Origin of the sequence: Inquilinus limosus MP06 (genome assembly GCF_000767795.1) — a bacterium.
Classification (GTDB): domain Bacteria; phylum Pseudomonadota; class Alphaproteobacteria; order DSM-16000; family Inquilinaceae; genus Inquilinus; species Inquilinus limosus_E.
Window position 1 is genome coordinate 1 of sequence record NZ_JANX01000254.1, and the last position, 8,569, is coordinate 8,569.

The 8,569-nt window shown below is 71.4% G+C and carries 9 protein-coding genes and 1 pseudogene; 5 read left to right on the forward strand and 5 right to left on the reverse strand.

All coding sequences use genetic code 11. The features are described from left to right. Window positions 1-88: 88 nt before the first annotated feature. From P409_RS19000 to P409_RS19010, 3 genes are all read right to left on the reverse strand, one after another. Window positions 89-838, reverse strand: a complete 750-nt coding sequence (locus tag P409_RS19000; RefSeq protein ID WP_202964723.1) for a homocysteine S-methyltransferase family protein — start codon at window positions 836-838, stop codon at window positions 89-91. Between the two features lie 243 nt (window positions 839-1,081). Beyond that, window positions 1,082-1,747: a response regulator gene (locus tag P409_RS19005; RefSeq protein WP_034841475.1), complete on the reverse strand. Its 666-nt coding sequence runs from the start codon at window positions 1,745-1,747 to the stop codon at window positions 1,082-1,084. Continuing rightward, on the reverse strand, window positions 1,744-3,132 hold the full coding sequence (locus P409_RS19010) for a histidine kinase (RefSeq protein WP_034841478.1): 1,389 nt from the start codon (window positions 3,130-3,132) through the stop codon (window positions 1,744-1,746). Before P409_RS19010 ends, P409_RS19005 begins: the two co-directional genes overlap by 4 nt. A gap of 189 nt (window positions 3,133-3,321) precedes the next feature. Between P409_RS19010 and P409_RS19015 the strand changes: the two genes are divergently transcribed. The 3 genes from P409_RS19015 to P409_RS19025 are packed head-to-tail and all read left to right on the forward strand — an operon-like array spanning window position 3,322 to window position 5,295. Continuing rightward, window positions 3,322-4,056 (forward strand): MotA/TolQ/ExbB proton channel family protein, encoded by a 735-nt coding sequence (locus tag P409_RS19015; RefSeq protein ID WP_052120934.1) that lies wholly within the window; start codon window positions 3,322-3,324, stop codon window positions 4,054-4,056. Further along, the gene (locus tag P409_RS19020) at window positions 4,053-4,688 is read left to right on the forward strand and encodes a hypothetical protein (protein WP_052120936.1); all 636 of its coding nucleotides are present in this window, start codon (window positions 4,053-4,055) and stop codon (window positions 4,686-4,688) included. The genes P409_RS19015 and P409_RS19020 overlap by 4 nt, the downstream gene beginning before the upstream one ends. Window positions 4,689-4,698: 10 nt before the next feature. Continuing rightward, window positions 4,699-5,295, forward strand: a complete 597-nt coding sequence (locus P409_RS19025; RefSeq protein ID WP_034841481.1) for a hypothetical protein — start codon at window positions 4,699-4,701, stop codon at window positions 5,293-5,295. 148 nt (window positions 5,296-5,443) lie between these two features. On the opposite strand, the gene P409_RS19030 is transcribed toward P409_RS19025, so the two are convergent. Both P409_RS19030 and P409_RS19035 read right to left on the reverse strand, forming a co-directional pair. Beyond that, window positions 5,444-5,902 (reverse strand): YcgN family cysteine cluster protein, encoded by a 459-nt coding sequence (locus P409_RS19030; protein ID WP_034841484.1) that lies wholly within the window; start codon window positions 5,900-5,902, stop codon window positions 5,444-5,446. Further along, window positions 5,899-7,298: pseudogene (locus P409_RS19035) on the reverse strand (amidase). Before P409_RS19035 ends, P409_RS19030 begins: the two are co-directional and overlap by 4 nt. 142 nt (window positions 7,299-7,440) lie before the next feature. Between P409_RS19035 and pxpB the strand changes: the two are divergent. Both pxpB and P409_RS19045 read left to right on the forward strand, forming a co-directional pair. Then, window positions 7,441-8,151, forward strand: coding sequence for a 5-oxoprolinase subunit PxpB (pxpB, locus tag P409_RS19040; RefSeq protein ID WP_238578724.1), 711 nt, complete (start codon window positions 7,441-7,443; stop codon window positions 8,149-8,151). After that, window positions 8,148-8,569 (forward strand): 5-oxoprolinase subunit C family protein (locus tag P409_RS19045; RefSeq protein WP_034841489.1); only part of this gene is annotated, 422 nt, incomplete at its 3' end. The genes pxpB and P409_RS19045, both read left to right, overlap by 4 nt.

Genomic DNA, 8,569 nt, shown 5'->3' on the forward strand with positions numbered 1-8,569 from the left:
CCGACCAGCGTGGCGCCGAGCCGACCAGCGCCGGATCCAGCCGAGATAGCTGTCGGGGTCGAGATCAGCCCGCAGCTCCGACAGGCCCTCATTGGCGGCGGCACTCCTCCCGCTGCGGCGGGAAGGCGTTGGCGTAGACGCCGATCCGGGCCGGGGCCGCGCCGATCACCCGGGCCGCGGCGGCCACGGCGTCGCCCATCGCCTCGGGCTGGCTGCAGTTGAACAGCACCGCCTCGGCGCCGAGGTCGAGCGCGGCCCGGACCGCCTGCTCGACCGGCTCGCCGGAGCGCAGCCGCGGCGCGCCGGGTTCCGGCTGTTCGTCCTCGATGGTGTAGGAGACCCATAGCGGCTTGCCGTGTCCGGCGACGGCGGCGGCCGCCGCGGCGACCTCCCGGATCGAGCTCTGGGTCTCGGCCAGCCAGAAATCGACGTGCGGCGCCAGCCCCTCGACCAGGATCTTCGCGATCTCCGGCGCCCGTTCCGGCTCGAACAGGTCGGGGCGGTACGAACCGAACAGCGGCGGCAGCGATCCCGCCACCCGCGCCGGGGTGGCCGACGATTGCGCGGCCTGGCGCGCCAGCCGGCCCGACAGGTCGGCCAGCTCCGGCCCCCGCGCGGCAAAGCGCTCCTCGCCGATGTGGAAGGGCACCAGCGCGTAGCTGTTGGTGGTGATCACCTCGGCCCCGGCCGTGATGAAGGCCGCATGCGCCGCCTGCACCGTCTCGGGCGCCTCGATCAACGCCAGCGCCGACCATTCCGGCTGCCGGAAGGGCGCACCCATCCGGGCGAGCTGCCGCCCCATGCCGCCATCCAGCAGCGTCACGCCCGGTCCTGACATGTCGACTCCCTGCGTTCGGTCCAGGACCGACATTGCCGCCTTGGCGTCTGCGTCGCCAGGAATATCGATTCGTCATGGCGAGCCCCGAAGGGGCGTGGCCATCCAGCGGCTCGATCTCTGGATGGCCACGGCGCTGCGCGCCTCGCCATGACGGAAAGGTGGCCGAAGAGCCGCTCCCGATGGCCCTGGATTGCCGGGTCAAGCCCGGCAATGACAGCAAAAATGGAGCCATACCCCGTCAGATCATTTCGGCGGTGCCGCCCCCTGCGGGCCGGCCTGAACCAGGCCCATGCCCATGGCGAGCCACACCAGATGTGCGTCGGTGCGGGCGCCGACCTTGGACTTGATCTGGTAGTGGTAGTTGCGAACCGTCTTCAGGCTGAGATGCAGCGAGGCCGCGATCTCCTCATCCGACCAGCCCGAGGCGACGAGGCGCAGGATCTCCGCCTCCCGCGGGCTGAGATCGTCGAGCGGCGAGCTCGGCCGGGTCAGGCGCTCGGCGGCGATCTCGCGGGCGACGTCGTCGCTCATCGCCCTTCCGCCCTTGGCGACGACCGCGATCGAGCTGACCAGCTCGGCGGCGTCGCTGCCTTTGGTGACATAGCCGGCGGCGCCGGCCTCGAAGGCCTTCAGGGCGAAGCCGGCGCCGCTGTGCATGGTGAAGATCAGGATCCGTGCATCACGGTCCCATTGCCGGATGTGCCGCAACGCCTCGATCCCGCCGATGCCGGGCAGCGACAGGTCCATGACCACCACGTCGGGCCTGGTCTTCTGATAGGCTTGGTAGGCGGACGCCGCGTCATCCGCCTCGGCCACCACCCGGTAACCCGGCGTGCGCTCCAGCAGCCGGCGATATCCCTCCCGCACCACCGGGTGGTCGTCGACCAGCAGGATGGTCAGCCCGGTCACGCCGGCACCGCCGCTGTCTCCGGAGCGCCGAGGGGGATCAGTGCGGCGACGCGCACGCCCCAGCGCGCCTGGCTGATCGACAGGCTGCCGCCCAGCGCCGTCACCCGCTCGCGGATACCGAGGATGCCGTAGCCTGGGGCCCAGCCCAGGCGCGACAGGGTGCCGCCGCCGTCATCCTCGACGCTCACGGCCACGGCGTCGCGCCCCTCGGCGTCGACGCGCTGCACCTGCAGGCGGACGTCGCGCGGCTTGCCGTGGCGGGCGGCGTTGGTCAGGCATTCCTGGGCGATGCGGTAGATGCTCAGGCTGGTGGCCTCGGGCAGGCCCGCGAGATTGCCGACGATGTCGAGATGGAAGGCCGCCTGCCGGTCCTTCTGCGCGTTCCACCCGCCGACCAGCTGGGCCAGACTGGCCTCCAGTCCCAGCTCCTCCACCTCCTGCGACCGCAGCCGGGCCAGGGCGCCGCGCAGCGTCGCCGACATCCGCTTGCTGGTCTCACGGATCGACCGCGCATCCTTGGCCAGGTCGGGGCGGTCCGCCGCCTCCAGCTCGATCACCGTGGCCAGGGCGCCGACGGCGGCAAGGCACTGGCCGAACTCGTCGTGCAGGTCCCGCGCCAGGGCCCGGCGCTCCTCCTCCTGCACCTGGAACAGGCGGTTGGTCAGCGCCATCCGCTGCGCCGTGGTTTCGGCCAGGCGGGCGGTCAGATCGTTGACCGCGCGGGAGATACGGTCGAACTCCTCGGTGCGGTAGCGGGGCAGGCGATAGCTGTAGTCGCCGCGCTCCAGCCGCTTCAGACCGGCGACGATGGTGCGGGCGGGCATCAGCGACTGGCCGATGAACAGGGCGGCGAGGATGCCGATGCCCGCGGCCAGCATCGCCGACACGCTGAGCACGACGGCGATCTGGTGCCAGGCCTGGCGGATAGCGGCCCCGCGATCCGGCTCCGCCGTCACCACGCCCGCCGCCGGCTGCCGTGTGGTCAGGGGCCGCTCGACCCGGGCATAGGGGCCGAAGACCTCGTCATAGAAACCCTGGAACCAGGCCGGCTCGGGGTCGCCGACGGTCTCCAGCTGGCTGCAGAGATGCCGCGGCTCATCGTTGCCCGGGGCGAAGGTGACGCAGACGCCGGGCGAGATCACCTTCATCGTCGCCAGCGTCTCCCAGGCGGGGACGGGTATCAGATGGTCGCGGGTCAGCCCGCCGCGGTACAGCAGCTCGCGCCAGTAGAGGTTTTCGAGCGCTCGGGCGACCCGGTCGGCGGAGGATGCCGCCTCCGTCTCGATGGAGCGATGCGTGTCGACCAGCACCCAGCCGACGGCGCAGGCCAGGCAGAGCAGGACGATCGCGGCGAGACGCAAGACGAGATGAACGAACAGGTTCATGGGCCGCCCCCGCACGAAGGGATCTTGCCGATACTGGTCGCCGCCTGCCCGGGCTGGCAAGCGCGCAGGCTGCGCCGGGGCGAGGTTCGGGCAAATTGCCCAACGCGTCTCGTGACCGGTGCCCAGGCCCGTGGCCGGTCCGGCCGATAGGCTCCGGGACGATCGCGACCAGCCGCCGGAGCTTCCTGGATGAGCGAGACCGACTTCGACCTGCCCGGGCGCGATCCGCTGCCGCCCTGGCTGATCTTCACCGGCGTCAGCGTCTTCGGCGTCGTGCTGCTGTGGTATTTCGGCCTGATCCAGCGTATGGCGACGAGCGACCCGACGCACATCTCCTCGGTCATCGCCGTGCTCTACGTGGCCGCCAGCCTGCACTGCCTTTGGCGCGTCCTGGCCGTGTCGCGGGAGGGCGACGCCGCGCTGAGGACCGCCCGGGCGGTCGGCCGCAACGGCGCCGCGATGATGGCCGGCGATGGCGACCTGCCGCCGGGCCTCGTCGCCGCCCATATCCGCGACCTCGTCACCAAGGCAGGGCTGCAGGGCGGCCGGCGGCTGGACCAGACGCTGCTGCTGCGGGTCCTGGCCAGCCGGCTGCGCGGGTCGAACGCATTCGGCGCCTTCGCCGCCGACACGCTGATGAAGCTGGGCCTGCTGGGCACGATCATCGGCTTCATCATGATGCTGGCGCCGATCGCCGGGCTGGACGCGGAGAACAAGGAAGCGGTGCGGTCGTCGATGTCGCTGATGAGCGACGGCATGGCCGTGGCCATGTACACGACGCTGGTCGGGCTGGTCGGGTCGATCCTGCTGAAGATCCAGTATTCGCTGCTGGACAGCGCCACGGCCAGGATCTTCGCCTTTGCGGTCGACCTCACCGAGGTGCATGTCGTCTCGGCGCTGGACAGCCGCGCGGCCGCCGAATGATCGACGACTTTGATCTCCTGCCGCGCGAAGACGCCTTCGACCCGTTCAGCGTGGTGCTGTTCAAGGCGCTGCAGATCCTGGCCTTTCTGTTCTTCGTCGCGCTCTTGATCGTCGCGCCGGAGGCGAAGGAGGGGAAGGTCGACAGCAAGGCCGAGTTCATGATCAGCATGGACTGGCCGGACAACCACCCCGACGATTTCGACATCTTCGTGCAGGACCCGCTCGGCAACGTCGTCTGGTACCGCCGGCGCGACGCCGGCTTCATGGTGCTGGACCGCGACGACCGCGGCGGGCTGAACGACTTCGTGCTGGTCAACGGCGTCAAGGTGCCGACCGCGACGCGGCAGGAGCTGGTGACGATCCGCGGCATCGTCGCCGGCGAATACACGGTCAACGTCTATCACTTCGCCGCCCTGACCGGGAAACCGGTGCCGGTGACGGTCACGGTACAGAAGCTGAATCCGATCGTGACCATCGTGGCGAAGGAGACGATCGACTCCGCCGAGGGTGGGTCGGAGCGCACCATCGTGCGCTTCACCCTGGACGACAAGGGGACCGTCACCGGCACCAGCCGGGTGGCGCGGTCGATCCTGCAGACCTTCAGCCGCACCTGGCAGGTCGGCCACCCATGAGGAATCGGGCATGACCGGGCTGGAAAGCAGCGTCGTCGGGCTGGCCGTGGCCTATGTGCTGTTCAGCGTGCTGCTGCTGGCGGTGCTGATCCGGCTGCCGGTGCGGCGCTGGTTCAAGATCGGCGCCATCCTCGCCGCCAGCGTCGCCTATGTCGCGGTGTTCTTCGCCACCCAGGGGCTGCTCGGCTGGTCGGCGCCGGTGGCGGTGCCGGCGCGGTTCCAGGTGCTGTGGACGCGGGTGCTGGAGCCGAACCCGGCGCGCGGCGATCCCGGCGCCGTGCATCTCTGGCTGGAGGAGCTGGACGATGCCAACCTGCCCAGCGGCGTGCCCCGGGCCTACCGGCTGCCCTATTCGCCGGAGCTGGCCGGCCGCGTGTCGGCCGCACAGGCGGAGATCGAGAAGGGCCATCCGCAGGGCGGCCGGTCGCAATTCTACGGCGCGCCGCTGCACGACGCCGTCATCGGGCCGGTGAACGCCGGCGCGCCGCCGGGCGGCGACCCCTCCGGCGGCGGGCTGCTGGACCCGGAGTTCCTGGGCGGACAGTCGAAATCCGTGGACCTGGTCCCGCTGCCGAAGCCGGTGCTGCCGCCGAAGAACATTCCTTGAGTGAACTCTGAGCCCTTTCGGGAATGCGCTGGCGTGAGTCGGCTGGTGGCGGTTTCGAGAACCGGAGCGCAGCGCACATTGGTACGTGAGCACCGGAAGCGGAGAAACCACCATCGGACAGCCGCGCCAGTAGCATTCCCGGAAGGGCTCAGGCAGGCCACTCCACGATGTGGTACTCGTACTCGTCCTCCTCGACCTCGGTCTCGGAGATCACCTTGTCGCGGACGCTGATGCCGGCGATGTGCACCGTCTCCGGGTCGCCCGAGACCAACGGGTGCCACCAGTACAGGTCGTGGCCCTCGGACAGCAGGCGGTAGGCGCAGGTCGACGGCATCCAGCCGAGATGATCGACATTCTTCGGCGTCAGTTGCACGCAGTCCGGCACGTAGCGGCGGCGGGTCGGGTAATGCGTGCAGCGGCAGCTATGGGTGTCCAGGAGCTTGCAGGCGATGTCGGTGTAGTCGACATTCGGCGTGTCCGGCGGCTCGTCGGCATCGCGCAGCTTGTGCAGGCAGCAGCGGCCGCAGCCGTCGCACAGCGACTCCCACTCCCTGCGGGTCATCTCGTCCAGGCGCTTGCGGCGCCAGAAGGGCTCGGTCTCGGTCACGATCGGGCCAGCGGCGGCAGCGGCGCCGGGTGCAGCGCCTCGAAGGCGCGGGCGGCGCGCAGCACCAGCGCGTCCTGGAACATCGGGCCGACGATCTGCAGGCCGATCGGCAGGCCCGACGCGGTCAGGCCGCAGGGCACGCTGGCCGCCGGCTGCTGCGTCAGGTTGAAGGGATAGGTGAAGGGCGTCCAGTTGGCCCATGTCGCCCCGTCCGGCCCCTGCGGCAGGTTGCGCCCGGCGGCGAAGGCCGGGATCGGCAGGGACGGCATCAGCAGCAGGTCCCAGTCCTGGTGGAACCGGTTCATCGCCACGCCCAGCCGGCCGCGCGCCAGCGTCGCCCTCGTATAGTCGAGCAGCGGGATCGCCGCGCCCTCGGCCGCCACGGCGCGCAGGCCGGGGTCGATCAGGGCGTGCTTCTCCTCCGGGATCGAGGACAGCAGGGTGGCGGCGCCGACGAACCAGTGGGCGCGGAACACCGGGCCGGTGTCCGGCAGGTCCAGCGTCACCGTCTCGACCCGCGCGCCGAGCTGGGCGAAGACCCGGGCCGCCTGCGCCACCGACGCCGCGACCTCGGGGTCGACCGGCGCGTCGTCCAGGGTCGGGGCGTAGGCGATGCGCAGGCCGCGCACCCCGTCCTCCAGCCCCTCGGTGAAATCGGTGACCGGGAAGGGCAGGGCGGTCCAGTCGCGCGGGTCGGGCCGGGCCATCACCGACAGCATCAGCGCGGAATCGCGCACCGTCCGGGTCATCGGCCCGAGATGGGAGACCGTGCCGAAGGGGCTCAGCGGATAGGCCGGCACGCGGCCGAAGCTGGGCTTGAGACCGAAGATGCCGGTGAAGCCGGCGGGGATGCGGATCGACCCGCCGCCGTCGCTGCCGATATTCAGCGCCGCCATGCCGGTCGCCGCCGCCACCGCGGCGCCGCCGGAGGAGCCGCCGGGCGTCTTGGTCGGGTCCCAGGGGTTGCGGGTGATGCCGGTCAGCGCCGAATCGGTGACGCCCTTCCAGCCGAATTCCGGCGTGGTGGTGCGGCCGACCAGCACCGCCCGGCCGCGCGCAGCCGCGCCACCGACGGCGCGTCCTGGTCCCAGGGGCCGGCCGGGTCGACCGTCCTCGACCCGCGCAAGGTCGGCCAGCCGCGGGCCAGCACCAGGTCCTTGACCGAGGTCGGCACGCCGTCGATCGGGCTCAGCGGCCGGCCCTCGCGCCAGCGCGCCTCCGACTGCCGCGCCTGGGCCAGCGCCTCCTCCGGATAGACGCCGCAGAAGGCGTTGAGCTGCGGGTTCAGCCGCTCGATCCGGTCGAGGCTGGCCTGCGTCGCCTCGACCGGGGACAGGTCGCGGGCGGCGTAGAGGCTGGACAGCTCGGCTGCCGACAACAGGGCCGGATCGGTCACGCAGGGTCTCCCGGGTCGCTATGGGGTGGCGCAAGGACGTCATGCCCATCATCACCGCCCCGGCGGGCTAATCAAGAGGCCCATGCTTCCGCCCGGGCCGCCGCCGCGCTATGGCTTGATCATAGGATTCGAGGAGAGGCCCGTGCCCGCTGCGTCGATCGCCGTGATGACCGAGACCGCGATGGTGGTGCGCTTCGGCGACACCATCGATCCCGCGATCGCCGACGCCATCCACGCCTTGGCCCTGTCGCTGGAGGGCAACCCGTTCCCTGGCTTCGTCGAGGCCTCGCCCGGCTTCGCCACCCTGGCCGTGTTCTTCGACCCCGATGCGGTGCCGCGCGATCGTGACGAGCCGCCGGCCGCCACGGTGCAGCGCCTGCTGGAGGCGCGGCTGTCCGGCCTCGATCCCTCGGCCCTGGCGGATCCGCGGATCGTCGAGATCCCGGTCGCCTATGGCGGCGCGTTCGGCCCGGACCTGGCCGAGCTGGCGCAGCATCACGGCCTGACCGAGGAGGAGGTGATCGCCCTGCATTCCGGCGGCGAGTACCGGGTGCACATGATCGGCTTCACCCCGGGCTTCCCCTTCCTCGGCGGGCTGACCGAAAGGCTGGCGACGCCGCGCCGGGCCTCGCCGCGACTGAGGATCCCGGCCGGGTCGGTCGCCATCGGCGGGCCGCAGACCGGCATCTATCCGGTCGAATCCCCCGGTGGCTGGAATCTGATCGGCCGCACCCCGCTGGCCCTGTTTCTCCCGGCCGAGGACCCGCCCTGCCTGCTGCAGGCGGGCGACCGCATCCGCTTCCGCCCGATCGCGGCGGCTGAGTTCGAGGCCCTGGCCGGAGACGCCAAGTGAGCATTGTCGTTCTCGAGCCCGGCCTGCTGTCGACGGTGCAGGATCTCGGACGCTTCGGCCATCGCCGGCACGGCGTGGTGGTCGGCGGGGCGATGGACCGGCGGTCGCACGCCGTCGCCAACATCCTGGTCGGCAACGATCCCGGCGCCGCGACGCTGGAGATGACGCTGATGGGCGCGGCCCTGCGCTTCGAGGCCGAGACGCTGGTGGCGCTGGCCGGCGGCGGCATGCGCGGGACCATTGACGGCGAGGCCGTGCCCCTGCGCCGGCCGGTGCTGGTGCCGAAGGGGGCGGAGCTGCGCTTCACCCCGACCAATATCGGCTGCCGCACCTATCTGGCCGTGGCCGGCGGCATCGCCGTGGCGCCGGTGCTGGGCAGCCGGTCGACCTATCTGCGCGCCGGCCTCGGCGGGCATCA